The sequence below is a fragment of the Vibrio sp. Isolate25 genome (assembly GCF_022398025.1).
Classification (GTDB): domain Bacteria; phylum Pseudomonadota; class Gammaproteobacteria; order Enterobacterales; family Vibrionaceae; genus Vibrio; species Vibrio coralliilyticus_A.
Map to the genome: position 1 here is coordinate 64,037 of NZ_JAKEUT010000008.1, position 15,237 is coordinate 79,273.

A 15,237-nucleotide genomic window follows, 5' to 3' on the forward strand; every position below is an offset into this window, starting at 1 on the left:
GGTGATGTGGAGTTCCCAACGAGCGTTATACTCGACTGGATAGCCAACTACTTCTGGCCTTACACCCGTATTGCTGCGATGCTGATGGTGATGTCGGTGACGGGGGCTCGCTTTGTTTCTACCCGTGTAAGGCTCTACCTTGGCTTGGCAATTACGTTTGCTGTGATGCCCGTCATTCCTGCTGTTCCTGACACCATAGAGTTGCTCTCTTTCCAAGGCTTCATGACCCTCTTAGAGCAGATCATCATAGGTGTTGCGATGGGAACCATCACCCAGTTCATGATCCAGACCTTCGTTATTCTTGGTCAGATTCTGGGTATGCAGGCGAGTTTGGGTTTCGCTTCTATGGTCGATCCTGCCAATGGTCAGAACACGCCGCTACTTGGTCAGCTGTTTATGTTTCTCGCAACGATGTTTTTTCTCGCGACCGATGGTCATTTGAAAATGATCATGCTGGTTGTGATGAGCTTTAAGTCATTGCCGATTGGTAGTGGCTCGCTGAATACCGTTGATTTTAGGGAGCTCGCACTTTGGTTAGGGATCATGTTTAAAGTCGCGTTGAGTATGTCCTTATCTGGCATCATTGCGTTGTTAACGATTAACTTGTCGTTTGGTGTGATGACTCGTGCCGCCCCTCAGCTGAATATATTCTCGTTGGGTTTTGCCTTTGCCCTGATTGTTGGTTTGCTGATTTGTTGGTATATCATTGCCGGCTTGTTTAGCCACTATGAACTATTCTGGTTGCAAGGGGAGCAACAAATTTGCAGCTTTATTCGTTTGAATTGTTAGGGGGCTGAATTGGCAGAATCAGATGGTCAAGAACGCACCGAAGACGCCACGCCCAGACGCTTGCAACAGGCTCGAGAGAAGGGGCAGGTTGCAAGGTCAAAAGAATTAGCGTCAGTTTCTGTTCTTATAATCGGAGCCATTGCCCTGATGTGGTTTGGCGAATCGCTTGCGCGCGCCTTATACACTCTCATGGGGCGTCTATTTGACCTCTCTCGTGATGAAATTTTTGATCTCCCTAAGCTGTTTGATATTGCGCTGGGGTCGATGGGGAATTTGCTTGGACCGCTATTGCTTATTCTTGTGGTGCTGTTTATTGCTGCGTTTGCGGGGGCTGCAGGTATTGGCGGGGTCAGCTTCTCAGTGGAAGCCGCTATGCCGAAATGGTCGAAGATGAACCCACTCAGTGGCTTGAAGCGAATGGTTGGCTTGCAAAGTTGGGTTGAGTTGATCAAGTCGATTCTGAAAGTTGCACTTGTCTCTGGAGTCGCCTTTTATCTGATCGATGCGGCTCAGGAAGATCTGTTTCAACTGAGTATGGATGTTTATCCGCAGAATATTTTCCACGCGTTAGATATCTTACTGAACTTCGTGTTGTTGATCAGTTGTTCACTGCTGATAGTTGTTGCGATCGATATTCCTTTCCAGATCTGGCAGCACGCTGATCAGTTGAAGATGACCAAACAGGAAGTCAAAGACGAGTATAAGGAGACGGAAGGTAAGCCGGAAGTTAAAGGGCGGATCCGTATGTTGCAGCGGGAGGCCGCTCAGCGCCGTATGATGTCAGAAGTGCCACAGGCTGATGTAATTGTCACCAACCCGGAGCATTTCTCTGTGGCTCTGCGCTATAAACAAGATACCGATAAAGCGCCGATTGTGGTTGCCAAAGGGATTGACCATATGGCGCTCAAAATACGAGAAATCGCGCGTGAGCACGACATTTATGTTATTCCTGCGCCGCCGCTTGCACGTGCATTGTATCACTCCACCGAGCTTGAACAAGAAATCCCAGATGGTCTGTTTACCGCAGTAGCCCAGGTTCTGGCATATGTTTTCCAGTTAAAGCAGTTCCGCAAGCGTGGAGGGCAGAGGCCAAACTTTAAAGCCTCAGATCTTCCCATTCCCCCTGACTTGAGGCAGTAAAGCACCGTTTTCCTATTTCTCTGGTATCGATAACAGAACCAGCAAAGCGCCGTCACCACCAAATTCTAATGGCGCTTGATGAAATGCCATCACATCAGGATGTTGCGCCAACCAAAGCGGTGTTTTTTGCTTGAGGATATGCTTACCAATGCCGTGTTGGACACACGCACATGAAATCTCATTTTTGATGCAGTATGCGATCATCGAGCCGAGTTCGCGCTTGGCTTCATTTTGTGTCATGCCGTGCATATCTAAAAACACATCTGGGATGTACACCCCACGGCGAAGGCGTTTCACCTCGTAGTGAGAGACGTCATCACGCGCGTAACGAGTAGGACCATCCTCATTGAGAAGAGGAACAAACTCGTCAGAAAAATAGAACTCTGTATCGCTGGCTTCACGGGCGCTACGCTTGATTTCTTTTTGCTTAGTGTTTTTTTTTGGTTGCTGGACTATGGTATCCTGTCGCAACTTTTTTACGCCTTGTACTGCATCCCTAAAAAGGGCGAAATCATCATCAATTTCGGTGTCTTTTTTGCTCATTGGGTCATAGATACATAAATAAAATGCTATTGGCAGTATTGTAGCGCTTTTCGGAGGCAATTTTGGATAAGATTTTTGTAGAAGAAGCCGTGTCAGAGTTACACACGCTTCAGGATATGATTCGTTGGACTGTGAGCCGTTTCAATGCCGCAAACCTGTTCTATGGCCACGGTACGGATAACGCATGGGATGAAGCGGTTCAGCTTATCCTGCCAACGTTGTACTTACCCATTGATGTGCCTCCACATGTATTAAATTCTCGTTTGACTAGCAGTGAGCGTCTGCGCATTGTCGAACGTGTTGTGAAACGAATCAATGAGCGTACTCCAACCGCATACCTGACCAACCGTGCTTGGTTCTGTGGCTTAGAGTTTTTTGTCGATGAACGTGTTCTGGTGCCTCGTTCTCCAATTGGTGAGCTGATTCAGGCTGAGTTCCAACCTTGGTTAGTCGAAGAGCCAACACGCATCATGGACTTGTGTACCGGGAGTGGCTGCATCGCGATCGCCTGTGCACATGCTTTCCCAGATGCAGAAGTTGATGCGATTGATATTTCTACCGATGCACTTCAAGTGGCAGAGCAGAATATTCAAGACCATGGTATGGAGCAGCAGGTATTCCCGATTCGCTCGGATCTGTTCCGTGATCTGCCAAAAGAGAAGTACAACTTGATTGTGTCTAACCCGCCGTATGTGGATCAAGAAGACATGAACAGTCTGCCTGACGAGTTTACCCATGAACCTGAGCTTGGCCTCGCTGCGGGTACGGATGGTCTAAAACTGGTGCGTCGTATTCTGGCTAATGCTCCTGATTATCTAACGGATAACGGTATTCTTATCTGTGAGGTGGGTAACTCTATGGTTCATATGATGGAGCAATATCCGCATATCCCGTTCACTTGGCTTGAGTTTGAAAATGGCGGCCATGGTGTATTCATGTTAACGCGTGAACAGATGCTACAACATGCAGAAGAGTTCTCAATCTATAAAGACTGAGTATTATTCAGTTCGCCTGATGTGATAAAACGCCGGACAGTCATGTCCGGCGTTTTTTATTGGCAAAGAAAGCAAAATAGATCGGCTTTAGGGCTTTACATCAAATCGCAATAACGCCACTATGAATTTACCAATAATTGTAATGTACAGCTTTGTTTACAGAGCTGAAGAAATTTGAGGAAGTAATGGCAGGAAACAGTATCGGACAGCATTTCCGAGTGACGACATTCGGAGAAAGTCACGGTATCGCACTAGGATGTATCGTCGACGGGTGCCCTCCAGGGCTGGAAGTAACTGAAGCGGATATTCAGACGGATCTTGATCGTCGTCGTCCGGGTACTTCTCGTTATACCACTCAACGTCGCGAACCAGATGAGGTGAAGATTCTGTCTGGCGTATTCGAAGGTAAAACCACGGGTACTTCGATTGGTTTGTTGATTGAAAACACGGACCAACGCTCAAAAGATTATTCGGAAATTAAAGATAAGTTCCGTCCAGGTCACGCTGACTATACCTACCACCAGAAATACGGTGTGCGTGATTACCGAGGCGGAGGCCGCTCTTCCGCACGTGAAACCGCTATGCGTGTGGCTGCGGGTGCTATCGCTAAGAAATACCTGAAGCAAGAGTTTGGTATCGAAATCCGTGCCTACCTGTCTCAAATGGGTGATGTATCGATTGAGAAAGTGGATTGGGATGAGATTGAAAATAACGCGTTTTTCTGCCCAGATGTCGACAAAGTCGATGCCTTAGATCAGTTAATTCGCGATCTTAAAAAGCAAGGCGACTCGATTGGTGCCAAGCTACAGGTTGTCGCAACCAACGTACCTGTCGGTTTAGGTGAACCTGTGTTTGACCGTCTGGATGCTGATATTGCCCACGCGCTGATGAGCATCAATGCGGTCAAAGGTGTTGAAATCGGCGATGGATTTGATGTGGTTAGCCAAAAGGGCAGCGAGCACCGTGATACTTTGTCTCCAGACGGTTTCGGTAGTAACCATGCTGGTGGCATTTTAGGTGGTATCTCGACGGGGCAGGATATTGTTGCGAACATTGCACTGAAGCCGACGTCTAGTATCACTGTTCCGGGTGAAACCATCACCAGAGAAGGCGAACCTACTCAGCTGATCACCAAAGGTCGTCATGACCCATGTGTTGGTATTCGCGCAGTGCCTATTGCAGAAGCCATGCTGGCAATTGTCGTGATGGATCACTTACTTCGCCACCGAGGTCAGAATCACGGTGTGACGACAGAAACGCCGAAGATTTAGTGAATAGAAACGGCTTCCACAAGGAAGCCGTTTTTTATTTAGGCCTGTTGTTTTGTAGAAATCCAGTTGTTGATGTTGCTTTTCATCACTTCCATAGGTTGCTGTCCGTAGCGTAGCAGTTGGTCGTGGAATTCAGCGTATTCAAATTTATCTCCTAGCTCTTGTTGAGCCTTTTCAAGCAATTCTCGGATAACCAGATAACCGGACTTATAAGAAACCGCCTGACCGACATAGGCGGCGTAACGGAAACTTTCTGATTCTATGTCACCTTCGCCGAGCGCGGAATTGGCGTGCATATAATCGCGTGCTTGCTGAATACTCCAGCCGTTAGCGTGAATGCCAGTATCGACCGCCAATCGCATATTCCTCAACTGTGCTTCGTTTAGACTGCCAAAGTACTGTAGGGCGTTACACTCTTGCTCATCCGTATAGATTCCGCCTTGGAACTGGCTATAGTCGGTATCAGGCGTACACATGCCCTTGCCGTTAACAAAGGTCGGTTGGTTTTGCGCATTTAGCTCTCCATAAATGCCCATTTCGATACCAAGCCACTCGGTATAGAGCGCCCAACCTTCACCATAGGCGGTGTACCAGATATCCTGCATATAATCGGGCAGATTAGCAGGTGGGTATTCCTGCGCGTATGCGTTTTGGAAGTGATGACCAGGCGCCGCTTCATGTAACAGCAAGGTGGAGACATTCCATTTTTGCAGGCTGTAATCTGGGTTGGTGTTGAGAGTGAACACATTGTCGTCGTAGGAGGCCACACCATCATACATCTCGCTTTCAGCAGGGGTTGGCTCTATGGTGTAGTCGGTTTTGATAGGTTTAAAATAGCTGGCAACGACATCGTTGGCATTGTTTTTAAACACATAGTAGTCCGTCAGCGCGTTTTCGCAGGCGGAAGGAGAGGACGCGCTACTGCAGACCGCTGCGTATTGCTTGGTTGTTGTTTGCTGACCATCTCGACCATAAAAGAACTGCTCGCTGTTGAGGTATTTAAAAAACTCGCCGAGATTGATCTGACCTGAGTCCGTGGCGAGTTCAAATGTTCGAGTTGAAACGTCACCTGTTGATGGGTCTCGATACGCCGCTTCCACGATAGAACCGCGCTTGGCAACCACCACTTTTGCCACACGAATCATCTCAGCTTTGGCTTCTTCGACCAGTCGTTCACCCATTTGATGCAGTTCAGCTGCGGATTGACCTGTGGTGCTGTTACGGTCTAGGTGCCACTGATACCAGCTCTGTCCATTAGGTAAATCACCCCAGCCAATATTCTTGTCGGTGAGTTGGCCTTCACCGCGAGCGTTTTTAACGTACTGATTGTGCAGATACGCTAACAGCTCTTGGGTTGCCCGCTGTGCTTTCTCAACTTCCTGCGTGTATTGATTGATAAAAGTTGGCGTATACCCTGACTGAGTTTTTAAGTCGTTTAATCCTACCTTGAGCATGGAAAAATTATTGTAGCTAATCGTGTCCACGCTGTTTTGATATAGGCGCTCAGCAAGAATGGAGGGTAGTTGAATACCCTGCTGCGTAGCTTGCTGGTATTGGCTGTGTAAGCCCCTGACCCAAGAGGTGTACTCTTTGAGTATGGTTAGTTGATCTTGGTACGTTTGTTCACTGTCGGAATCGGTATCAATAGCAGCACCTGCTTCTTCGGCATTCCACTGGATGTTGTTGTAAAAGTGGGTGATAGGTACATCGAAGTTGCCAAATCGCGCGTTAGCAAAACTAGCGCCGCGAATCGCAATGATGCGGTCAAAGCGGAAAGTGTCGAAATAGACTTTTTCTTCATCGGTTAAAGCGCTTCTTTCTATTTCAAGCAGTTTGTTGAGATAGATACGATCCAAAGACTGACGAGCGGCAGCCATTTGATCATTGATGATACCAAAGTGAGTGTTATCTAGGGATTGCGATTCATGTTGGTAGCTGTCGAGTAGTGCCGTCAGTTGGGCGGAAGCTTCGTTGGTTTTTGGCGCGGAGCTACAACCAGCCAAAATGATAGCTAGCGTTATAGCCGATAGGGTAATACGGTGTTGGTTTCTCATCTTCAGACCTTTCAGCTGTTTTGGTTAACAGCAAGGAAAAATTGGGAGAGCTTAATCAAAGTGAAGCCGAACTCTTCCTTGTGGGTGACCAGAGTAAAATAAGTCGGCAATGGTATTTGTGCAAAAGGTCACAGGACAAATTAACGGATAATTAACCCGCTGCGCACGCTTGATTGAAAGTGGCATCAATATGTTAGCGATTGGTGAGCAAGTACGTCGCTCTTAAGGGGGGGGGGATTAACCCAATGAAAAGATTTGCAGAATACTTGAATGCACTTTCATCGCACAAGCGAGCTTCGATGGTAGGTTTGAGTGGTAAATCTAAACTGGATCACAAATGATCCCTAGCGGTAAATATTCGAGCGAATATTATTCATAGCTAAGTGGCCGTTAGAGAATAAAACGCCCCCGAGGCCGGGGCGTTTGAATTAGTGAAGAGAACCTTCAGTTTCTAGGTGGAATGAAGGCAGACGCCATTTAAAGCGAACCGCAGCCATGCGCAGCATGTAGCCAACGACTAGAGTTGAGATGGTCGCGGTGACATCATTGATACCAAACTCCAGTAACGCTAGGTAAAGGCCTGAAGCAATCAGGGCGACAGACGCGTATAACTCTTCGTGCAATACAAGCGGTGTTTGACGACAGATTAAGTCACGTAATAGCCCACCAAAAACGCCTGTTACCAGTGCCGCTACCATACAGATCATTGCATGATGGCCCATTGCTAACGCCACTTTAGTACCGATTATGCTAAACACAATCAGGCCCAGCGCATCGAGGCGAATGAACAACCCTTTAAACTTGATGATCCATTTGGCTAATCCCGTGGTTAGCACGCCCGCAATACAGGTGATCGCGAGAAATTGTGGATTCTCTACCCAGCCGAGCGGGTAGTGGCCGAGGAGGATATCGCGCACTGTTCCACCGCCAATCGCTGTTGCACTCGCAACGAGCATAACCCCAAACCAATCCATTTTTCTTCGACCTGCACTGAGTGCGCCGGTCATGGCTTCAGCCGTGATGCCAATGATATATAAAATGCTCAATAACATTGTTTTGCCCTACGTGACTAGCGGATTGGAAATTTGCCATTCTGTAACCAATAAAAGGCAGTTTAGTGGGAAATGTGATCTGTGACGAATGAGATTTTATGAATGTGAAGGGGGCTTTCGCATAATTATTTCTAATGTCAGTAGTTGGTATAGAGATTTGCAATTGGGATCAAAAATGCGAGAATGCCGAGCGCTGTTATTTAAACCACGACTTTATCTCATGAGCCACCACTATCAGGACTTGATCGACATTTTTAACGCCACTTTTCTTGACGAGTACAATACACGTTTGGAGCTAGGAGGGGATGAACCTATTTACCTTCCAGCAGGCGATAATCAGCCTAACCACCGGATTATTTTTGCTCGTGGTTTTTACGCGTCGGCGCTGCATGAGGTAGCGCATTGGTGTGTCGCAGGGCCAAAGCGCCGTCTATTAGAAGACTTTGGTTATTGGTACGAACCGGATGGACGCACTGAAGCGGTTCAGGCTGAGTTTGAGAAAGTAGAAATTCGACCTCAAGCGTATGAATGGATTCTTTCTCTTAGCGCAGGTTTCCCGTTTACGGTGAGCTGTGACAATTTAAATGGTGAGTTTGAACCCGATCGATTAGCCTTTATGCATAAGGTCCATAAGGAAGTTGGTAGGATATTTGAGCAAGGTTTGCCACTGCGTGTTCGTATGCTTTCAGATGCATTACGGTCTTTTTATCAGCAGCCTGCTCTGGATTATTCTATGTTTAAAGTAGAATAAAGCCAGCCGCAATATACGGCTGGATTTATATTCACTGAATCAGCCAAGTCGTTTCGGCTTGATTGTTGTGATTGAGCGTATACACCAATGGTGCAGTGTTGGGTTCCATGACAGAAACTATCGCGATTAGCGATTCGCAATGATTCGGTACCCGTAGCTGGTAACTGCCTGTTCCGGCTTGTAATGCCGCTTTTAAGAGGCATTTGTCGTAGTCAACCACGTCGATGCTCCCCCCTGTGTTATCGCAGACAGAGATGTAAACCTGAGAAGCGGAAAGGTGCGGCAAACTGACATCGATATCGACCTGATAAATTGAAGTGAGGTCGTTGTCGTAATCGATACGCACATTTGCCAAACTGTTGGAATCTTCATCGGTTGATACTGCTGTGGCTGAAGAACCTGTTGATGAACCTGAAGAGCCTCCTTCACCACCTCCGCCACCACCACAGCCGGAGAGTGAAACCAGTATCATCATTGTACATAAGTGTATAAGTTTGATATTCCACATAATTATTTCTCCTTTAGTCGATATAAATCTTGCCGTCTACAGATGCTTCGTACCAGGTAGGTTCAGTCTGGCCAGTGGCGTCTTGGGCATAATCATCAAATTTGGTGTAGGCCTCTAAAATATTGACTTGTTCATAGGGATGTTGCCAAGTAGTAGGGATCTCTATACCCCAAGGTAGACCTTTGTCATCGTGATAGTGAGTATTGCCACTTGACGCATCGACACCATAAGACTTGTAACGTAAGTCAAACTTACTGGTAGGGGACTGGTTTTTAAGATGAATCTCTAAGCTTCGGCCTGGGAATCCACCTGTTAGTTGATAACCAATATCTCCGTAATAGTGGCCGGGAGCTGCAAAGATAAAGGGGTCGTACGGGAATGGTGGCATGGTTGAAGTATCGACTGCATTTTCTAACGAAAAGGTCAGCCTCCAGCTAGGGCGATAAGCGGTACCGCAACTTTCTTGAGTGCGAAATAGAGTGCACGCTTCGGCTTCACCCGGTTCTGTCATCTCCCATAAGTCTTCGTGGATAATGAAGACAGCGTCAATGGTGTCGGTTTCAAGTACAGTTGCGGTTTGCAGCTCGTTATTCACGTAAAGTTGAACAGAGTCAGATTTGATGTCCTCTTTCACTACACCTGGCAATCGAATAGCAAAGCCTGAATGGTAGTCACCGCCAAGTGCGGCTACTTTACCCTCGATTTTCATACGAATGACTTGATCGTTGAGCTGATACTCAGTGTATTTAACATTCATTAATACATCGTTCATGTCATAGTCGCCGCTTTTCGGATACTGATCTTCATAGGCGAAAGATGTGTAGCCACCGCCGCTGGGGTATAGTTCGGTCACGACACCGCTTTCTGTAATGTCGACCAAATAGTCTTCTACTTCACCAGCAGGAACGCCGCCGCTTGGACCTATGCCTGATGTGTTGGAAATTCTGAATCGAGCCCAAGTCTCCCCGGTGACAGCCCAAGTTGGAACAGTGAAGAAAATGTCGCCAGTGCTATCGCTCATCGATTGGTCGCTGATGATGATTTCGTTAGACTCAAACTCACCATCTCGGTCGAAATCAACCCAAGCATTGAGCACTGAACTGTCAGATGTGCCTGCAGCCGTTGCGATGATTTTGCTGGTTTGTCCCACCTGAATTGGAACGGGGAACTGGATACCGTCATCATCGTCCGAACCATCTGAAGTATCATCACTGAGCGGATACGGGCTACCGTCGGTCTCTCCATCAATGACAGAACCTAGCTTGAGTTCCGACAAGCCATGACGGGCACCAGAGGATGCAAATGTGGTTTTGTAACTATCTGGGGCGTCTCCGAAATCGGTGTATTCACTGGGTTCGACCGGTGCCAGAGCACAGCGAGCACCATCATTGGAGTTGCTTGAAGGGCCATAAGCAAAAAATTCTGCGCTGGAGCTGTTTCCATTGATAGTTACTTTGAAGACATACCCATTACTGTTGTTGCTGGTGTAAAAGTTGCCATCGACATCGAAATAGACCGCACCAAAAGTTAAGCGATACCCGAGAGCATTTTTATCTAGCAGTTGGTTTAGTCGGTTCGCTGTGCCCGCGTAGACATCTATCTCCCACAAGTAACCGTTGGAGTCGATGGAATAAGCAAGGCTGTTATCAGGGTGAAAAGCCAAATCGTATATTGCAGGATTGCCGAATTGGCTAGGCGGTGATGAAAGCTCCATCACCAGTGTATCAAGGTCAATGCGGTAGAGTCCGTAGTTGGGTCTGTAGCCATACCAGGCATTTTCATCAAGAGAGACATCACCAACGTAGATAGACGCGGGTGCGCCAGATGGCTTGCTGATATTAAGCAAGGTTTTTGTAAAGGTGGAATCAATACGAGATAGTGAGGCTGTGCCATAGTCCCAGCCGTAAATGAAGTCGTCATGTTTGCTGTAGCCGACACCATTTAGCTTCGCGGTATCTAAATTGGAATCCAGTGTGACATAGCTACCTACGTCGATGCTGACGCCATAGACGACGGGCGTACCTGAGGGATTCTGAATTAAAAATGCTTGAGTTGGACACGAAGTGAATGGTGTCTCAGCAAAGGCGAGTGATGCTTGAAATAAAACACCCGCCACGACTGACTTTTTCAAAGCCTTGTGTTGTGTTTTCATGAGTTCTTCCTCGCTGAACGTTGTGAATAGTTGAGGAAGTGCACAGCGCGTGCCATGCTGTCAGGCCTTGATATAACTAGGGTTTGCGTTAATTTTCTCAATGTGAGAAGCTCTGCACTCTTTTTGAGAATCAAACTGACCCAGGCAATAGAGCATTATGATTATTGAATTTGAAGAGAAGCTGCTAGAAATGATTGATGCGCGTATTGAAACCGCATCTGATGATGAGTTATTTGCTGGTGGTTACTTACGTGGACATATTTCTCTATCTGCTGCTTCGTGTGAAGAAGAAGGCGTCAATGATATAGAAGAGCTGAAAGTACGTATTCAGAGTAGTTTGGATGAGGCACGTGCAGAGCTGAGTCCTGCCGACCGCACCATTGTTAACGATCTATGGTTAGAGTTAGTCAACCAAGCTTAACCTCACAGATAGCATATTGCTTAAGGGCTTGATCGAGTTTTTCGAGCAAGCCCTTATGCATTTTATAATACCGTGATGGCTTTGCCTTTTCTCAATTTTCTCACCCACATGCGGCTTGGATGGAGTTCCTCCAGCACATCCACTGGTAGCGGTAAAGGGTCACCACAAATTTGTGACGCTAAGGTCTCAGCCAAGAGTGGTGCTGAACTTAAACCACGAGAGCCTAACCCAAGCATACAAAATAGGTTAGGGAAGTGCGGTGCTTTTTCTGCGTCTTCTAATTGGGTGGTTTGCAGGTTACGGTAAACCTGTTTCGTTGTTTCGAGATCGCCCACGTTGCCAACAAATGGCAGATGATCGCGACTCACACAGCGAATCCCCTGACGCGATTGATTACCCGAGGTGTCGACTTCAAGAGGCCAATTTTGATTTGGCACGCACTGACGCAGTTTGTCACCATTGCTCTGTTGTGCGTGCGGATCAAACTCTTGGTCCAAATTATCTCTATCGTAACTGGCTCCGATACAGTGATGCCTATTGTTAGGGTTTACGGGTGTCATATAGCCATCGTAACAAAGGACGGTCTTAAGCTGGCTCAGTTTACTCGTGGTTGGAATGTGGCTGACTTGACCTTTAACCTGTCCCAAAGGGATGTCTTGGGTCGGTGGCAAATCGGCAAACTGATGACCATTCGCGACTACAACGGTGTCATGGCTGAATTGAGTTTGGCCACTATTTAACGTCCAGTTTTTCTGCTCTTCATTCCAGCGCATATCATCAATCTTAGTATCGAAACATACTCTGAAAAGCGGGCTTTCTGATAAGTGGTCGATGAGTCCTTGAGTCAGCTGGGCGGGGCATAACCATCCACCAAGTGGATAATGGACGCTCTCCATATCGATAGGGAGACCTATGGTTTGGCTTGTTTGCTCAGCATCAAGGTGGTGGATCAATGCTTTATCAAAGTGGCCGCCCAGCATACGCTTAAGTTTGGCTTGTGATTTCTCATCCCACATGAGTTGAGTCACGCCGCACCAGTCATGGTCGAATTTGATCTGCTCTGCTGCTTGCTCGATAAATTGTCTGGCAAAAAGGAAAGCTGGAGCAAATACGCGAGACACGCCTGTATGGGTGCCATTAAGTAGAGGGTAAACAGCACCTTGACGATTACCAGATGCACCTTGTGCGGCTTCTGAGTCTTGACAGTATAGTGTGACTTGTTTTCCTCGGCGGATGAGTGTTTTTGCTAATGTTGCGCTGGCAATGCCACCGCCAATAATCGCGATGGACTGAGCTTGTTCTGCATTTTTACGGGCAAACCAAGGTTTATGGTTTGTGTGTGTTTGGCGATTGGCCATATGACCTGCGATCATGTCCCGTTTGGTGCCGAAGCCTTTGACTTTCTTCATATCGAAACCGGCTTCGATTAGGCCGCGGCGAACGAAACCGGCTGCCGTAAACGTCGCACAGGTACAGTCCTGTTTGGCAAGTCTCGCCATGCCATTGAACAGTTCTTGGTTCCACATATCGGGATTTTTGCTAGGAGCGAAGCCATCCAAAAACCAAGCATCGATAAGGCCTCGCTCATCAACGGGAACCTTTGGCATGCAGTCTTTAATGTCGCCAAACCACAAATCGAGAGTAATAGCCCCGTCTTCCAGAATAATTCTATGACATTCAGGAACGGCTATTGGATAGTGTTGTTGTAATTTGCTTGCGTATTCAGCAAGTTCTGGCCATGCTTGGTGCGCTTTAATTAGGTCATCTTTACTCAGTGGATACTTTTCAAAACTCACAAAATGCAGTTCTCTGAGTGGCGCATCTGGGTTTTGACGCCTAAATTCTTCAAACCATTGCCAAACAGCAAGGAAGTTCAGACCTGTGCCAAAGCCGGTTTCTCCAATGACGAAGCGGCGCTGGTCATAATCCTGCCATCTTTGTGGCAGATGATTTTGATGGAGGAAGACGTAGCGGGTTTCTTCAAGTCCGTTTACGTTAGAAAAGTAAACATCGTCGAACTGGTCTGATACAGGTGTTCCAACATCGTTCCAGCCCAGCTGAGCATTGGTAATTGAGGTCATAATGTCTGAATTATTGTGATGAAGACGATAAAGTTGTGGCGATTGTACGGTTTTCTGGGAAAGCTGACCACTTTTCACGGGTAACTTAGTTATCATCTAGCAGATTTTTGAATTATAGGAATGTCATAATGAAACGAGTCGTAATCACCGGTATGGGTATTGTTTCAAGTATCGGTAACAACGTCGAAGAAGTTTTAGTGTCTCTTAAAGCAGGTAAATCTGGCATTACTGCCTCTGAGCAGTTTAAAGAACAAGGTCTACGTTCACAGGTTTGGGGTGATCTTAAAATCAATCCATCAGAGCATATTGACCGTAAACAGATGCGCTTTATGGGTGATGCGGCTGCGTATGCATACCTATCAATGCAGCAGGCAATCGAAGATGCTGGCCTGACTGAAGAACAGGTTTCTAATGACCGAACAGGTATCGTAGCGGGTTCTGGGGGTGCTTCGGCACTGAACCAAGCATTAGCGGTAGATACTATGCGTGCGAAAGGCGTGAAACGTGTGGGCCCTTATATGGTTCCTCGTACCATGTCTTCTACGGTTTCTGCATGTCTTGCGACGCCATTTAAAATTCGTGGCGTTAACTACTCAATGAGTTCAGCGTGTGCAACTTCTGCACACTGTGTTGGCCACGCAATGGAGCTTATCCAGCTTGGCAAGCAAGACATCGTGTTTGCTGGTGGTGGTGAAGAGCTGGATTGGTCTCAAACTATGATGTTTGACGCTATGGGCGCACTATCTACTAAGTACAACGAAACGCCAGATAAAGCTTCTCGTACATACGACGCAGACCGTGACGGTTTCGTTATTTCTGGTGGTGGCGGCATGCTGGTGATTGAAGAGCTTGAACACGCTCTAGCTCGCGGTGCGAAAATCTATGGCGAGATCGTTGGCTATGGCGCAACATCTGATGGTTATGACATGGTTGCGCCATCAGGTGAAGGCGCAGTGCGCTGTATGAAGATGGCGATGCAAGGCGTAGAGACAATCGACTACGTGAACACACACGGAACATCAACACCAGTGGGTGACGTAAAAGAGTTAGGTGCTATTCAAGAATTGTTTGGTGACAACAGCCCAGCAATTTCTGCGACAAAAGCGATGACAGGTCATGCTCTTGGCGCGGCTGGTGTTCACGAAGCAATCTACTCAACACTGATGCTAAACAACGACTTTATCGCGCCGAGTGTGAATGTTGAAAACCTTGACGAAGCGGCTCAGGGTTTAGATATCGTAACAGAAACGCGCGATGCGAAACTGACGACAGTCATGTCAAACAGCTTTGGTTTTGGTGGTACAAACGCAACATTGGTTATCAAGAAATACCAAGGCTAACGAAAGCGCTGGGGTTTCCCCAGCATACCAATTTCCAGAGCTTGGCTACCTTTTGAAAAAAGGGTAGTCGAACAGACGCAGACTCTGACCCATGGAGAGCGGGTCGGGATCCTTTTGTTCTGGAACTTTGCCCGGCTAAT

13 protein-coding genes are annotated in these 15,237 nt (G+C 47.2%); 7 read left to right on the top strand and 6 right to left on the bottom strand.

Going from position 1 to position 15,237, the window contains the following annotated elements; all coding sequences use genetic code 11:
• Positions 1-6 precede the first annotated feature (6 nt).
• Both fliR and flhB read left to right on the top strand, forming a co-directional pair.
• On the top strand, positions 7-789 hold the full coding sequence (gene fliR / locus L1D15_RS15470) for a flagellar biosynthetic protein FliR (protein ID WP_239837628.1): 783 nt from the start codon (positions 7-9) through the stop codon (positions 787-789).
• Positions 790-798: 9 nt separating this feature from the next.
• A complete protein-coding gene (gene flhB, locus L1D15_RS15475; RefSeq protein ID WP_239867588.1) occupies positions 799-1,929 on the top strand; it encodes a flagellar biosynthesis protein FlhB in 1,131 nt (376 codons plus the stop codon).
• A gap of 12 nt (positions 1,930-1,941) precedes the next feature.
• Here the strand turns inward: flhB and smrB are convergent, their stop codons facing one another.
• A complete protein-coding gene (gene smrB / locus L1D15_RS15480; RefSeq protein ID WP_239876358.1) occupies positions 1,942-2,472 on the bottom strand; it encodes an endonuclease SmrB in 531 nt (176 codons plus the stop codon).
• Positions 2,473-2,534: 62 nt separating this feature from the next.
• On the opposite strand from smrB, the gene prmB reads away from it, so the two are divergent.
• Together prmB and aroC are read left to right on the top strand one after the other, a co-directional pair.
• On the top strand, positions 2,535-3,467 hold the full coding sequence (gene prmB / locus L1D15_RS15485) for a 50S ribosomal protein L3 N(5)-glutamine methyltransferase (protein ID WP_239837631.1): 933 nt from the start codon (positions 2,535-2,537) through the stop codon (positions 3,465-3,467).
• Between the two features lie 185 nt (positions 3,468-3,652).
• Entirely contained in the window at positions 3,653-4,738 is a 1,086-nt protein-coding gene (gene aroC / locus L1D15_RS15490; protein ID WP_095572945.1) for a chorismate synthase, read from the top strand.
• A 38-nt stretch (positions 4,739-4,776) separates the two neighbouring features.
• On the opposite strand, the gene L1D15_RS15495 is transcribed toward aroC, so the two are convergent.
• Positions 4,777-6,792, bottom strand: coding sequence for a DUF885 domain-containing protein (locus tag L1D15_RS15495; protein WP_239876359.1), 2,016 nt, complete (start codon positions 6,790-6,792; stop codon positions 4,777-4,779).
• Between the two features lie 428 nt (positions 6,793-7,220).
• On the bottom strand, positions 7,221-7,844 hold the full coding sequence (locus L1D15_RS15500; protein WP_006959475.1) for a trimeric intracellular cation channel family protein: 624 nt from the start codon (positions 7,842-7,844) through the stop codon (positions 7,221-7,223).
• Positions 7,845-8,064: 220 nt separating this feature from the next.
• On the opposite strand from L1D15_RS15500, the gene L1D15_RS15505 reads away from it, so the two are divergent.
• The gene (locus tag L1D15_RS15505; RefSeq protein ID WP_239876360.1) at positions 8,065-8,595 is read left to right on the top strand and encodes an elongation factor P hydroxylase; all 531 of its coding nucleotides are present in this window, start codon (positions 8,065-8,067) and stop codon (positions 8,593-8,595) included.
• A gap of 31 nt (positions 8,596-8,626) precedes the next feature.
• Here L1D15_RS15505 and L1D15_RS15510 read toward each other — a convergent pair whose 3' ends face one another.
• Positions 8,627-9,103 (bottom strand): hypothetical protein, encoded by a 477-nt coding sequence (locus tag L1D15_RS15510; protein WP_239867603.1) that lies wholly within the window; start codon positions 9,101-9,103, stop codon positions 8,627-8,629.
• A gap of 13 nt (positions 9,104-9,116) precedes the next feature.
• Positions 9,117-11,255 (bottom strand): LruC domain-containing protein, encoded by a 2,139-nt coding sequence (locus L1D15_RS15515; protein ID WP_239876361.1) that lies wholly within the window; start codon positions 11,253-11,255, stop codon positions 9,117-9,119.
• A 157-nt stretch (positions 11,256-11,412) separates the two neighbouring features.
• Between L1D15_RS15515 and L1D15_RS15520 the strand changes: the two genes are divergently transcribed.
• Entirely contained in the window at positions 11,413-11,676 is a 264-nt protein-coding gene (locus L1D15_RS15520) for a YfcL family protein (protein WP_239837637.1), read from the top strand.
• 62 nt (positions 11,677-11,738) lie between these two features.
• Here the strand turns inward: L1D15_RS15520 and mnmC are convergent, their stop codons facing one another.
• The gene (gene mnmC, locus L1D15_RS15525) at positions 11,739-13,757 is read right to left on the bottom strand and encodes a bifunctional tRNA (5-methylaminomethyl-2-thiouridine)(34)-methyltransferase MnmD/FAD-dependent 5-carboxymethylaminomethyl-2-thiouridine(34) oxidoreductase MnmC (protein ID WP_239876399.1); all 2,019 of its coding nucleotides are present in this window, start codon (positions 13,755-13,757) and stop codon (positions 11,739-11,741) included.
• 128 nt (positions 13,758-13,885) lie between these two features.
• Here mnmC and fabB point away from each other — a divergent pair, with 128 nt between their 5' ends.
• Complete coding sequence (fabB, locus tag L1D15_RS15530; protein WP_239867609.1) at positions 13,886-15,097, top strand: beta-ketoacyl-ACP synthase I; 1,212 nt, start codon at positions 13,886-13,888, stop codon at positions 15,095-15,097.
• The last annotated feature ends 140 nt before the right edge of the window (positions 15,098-15,237 follow it).

Bases quoted from the DNA above. Each gene is read 5' to 3' on its own strand.
- smrB (WP_239876358.1), bottom strand. From the start codon at position 2,472: ATGAGCAAAAAAGACACCGAAATTGATGATGATTTCGCCCTTTTTAGG.
- aroC (WP_095572945.1), top strand. From the start codon at position 3,653: ATGGCAGGAAACAGTATCGGACAGCATTTCCGAGTGACGACATTCGGA.
- L1D15_RS15495 (WP_239876359.1), bottom strand. From the start codon at position 6,792: ATGAGAAACCAACACCGTATTACCCTATCGGCTATAACGCTAGCTATC.
- L1D15_RS15500 (WP_006959475.1), bottom strand. From the start codon at position 7,844: ATGTTATTGAGCATTTTATATATCATTGGCATCACGGCTGAAGCCATG.
- L1D15_RS15505 (WP_239876360.1), top strand. From the start codon at position 8,065: ATGAGCCACCACTATCAGGACTTGATCGACATTTTTAACGCCACTTTT.
- L1D15_RS15510 (WP_239867603.1), bottom strand. From the start codon at position 9,103: ATGTGGAATATCAAACTTATACACTTATGTACAATGATGATACTGGTT.
- L1D15_RS15515 (WP_239876361.1), bottom strand. From the start codon at position 11,255: ATGAAAACACAACACAAGGCTTTGAAAAAGTCAGTCGTGGCGGGTGTT.
- L1D15_RS15520 (WP_239837637.1), top strand. From the start codon at position 11,413: ATGATTATTGAATTTGAAGAGAAGCTGCTAGAAATGATTGATGCGCGT.
- mnmC (WP_239876399.1), bottom strand. From the start codon at position 13,757: ATGACCTCAATTACCAATGCTCAGCTGGGCTGGAACGATGTTGGAACA.
- fabB (WP_239867609.1), top strand. From the start codon at position 13,886: ATGAAACGAGTCGTAATCACCGGTATGGGTATTGTTTCAAGTATCGGT.